Raw genomic sequence first — 1,047 nt, forward strand, 5'->3', positions numbered from 1 at the left:
GTATCACGTTTCGTCTTCGATCGTCCGGACCGTGGCGCTGGCATCGTCAATTGCGCTCCTGGCGCTGTCGGCCGCCAAATCGGAAGACGGAAAACTCCCATCACCCAAGGGCCCTCCGATTCTGACAATCGAAGGCAAGATTGGTGTGACCAATTCAGGCAACACTGCCGTATTTGATCGAGCCATGCTCGAAGATCTAGGGGTCACATCATTCGAAACCATGACACCATGGTTTACCGGACCGGTTAAATTCGAGGGCGTCCCTCTTGATCGGATCATGAAGCTCGTTGAAGCAGATGGCGATGAGGTCGTCGCAATAGCGCTCAACGACTACAGTACGACAATCCCGCTAAAGGATTTTGCAGAGTTCGACGTGCTCCTAGCTCTCAAGCGTGATGGTCAATATATGTCCGTCAGCAACAAGGGTCCCCTCTTTATCGTCTATCCTTTTGATCGTGATTCCGAACTTCAGAGCCAAAAATTCTATTCACGCTCAGTTTGGCAGCTTGCACGCTTGGTTATACGGTAGGCCCATAACATGGGACCGTTGTTGGCGCCTGGCTCTCGCCGCGCGTTCGCATTTCATTTGCTGAAAACTCTACTGATCGGCACCATCGCCGCCTTCGCCATTGCCGCGATCTATTTGTCGTTCGTAATCTTTGAACGTCAGGCGTCGATAGGCAAAATCTCCCGATATGACGTGGCCTGGAGTGCCAGCCAGGGGATGAATGAGTATCTGCGGTTGTATCAACGCGTTACTGCCATTGCGGCCTCGCCGAATGAGCCACTCGTTGCCGATGCGCAACTCCGCTTTGATATATTGAAAGGGCGGCTTGACCTCTTCACAAGCGGTCAATTTCAAGCGTTTGTCAGTGAGGCTTCGGAGCGAGAAGACACTGTCAAGCGGCTGTCTGAGCTTATCAAGCAGCTGGACGGACCCATGGGTCGCGTCGGTGAACCTGTAGTCGCCCAATCGATATTGCGGTTGATGGCGCCGCTGGAAGCTGACTTGATTGGCCTAGCCTCGCAAGCCAATCACTATAGCGC

General features: G+C 53.3%; 1 protein-coding gene and 1 pseudogene. Both read left to right on the forward strand.

Going from position 1 to position 1,047, the window contains the following annotated elements:
• Positions 1-37: 37 nt before the first annotated feature.
• The gene (locus AC1DUU_RS32760) at positions 38-529 is read left to right on the forward strand and encodes a putative pterin-binding protein (RefSeq protein ID WP_476787444.1); all 492 of its coding nucleotides are present in this window, start codon (positions 38-40) and stop codon (positions 527-529) included.
• 9 nt (positions 530-538) lie between these two features.
• Positions 539-1,047, forward strand: a pseudogene (locus AC1DUU_RS32765) (putative bifunctional diguanylate cyclase/phosphodiesterase); the annotation flags it as partial.

Source organism: Aminobacter sp. P4_H6_2 (genome assembly GCF_056400805.1).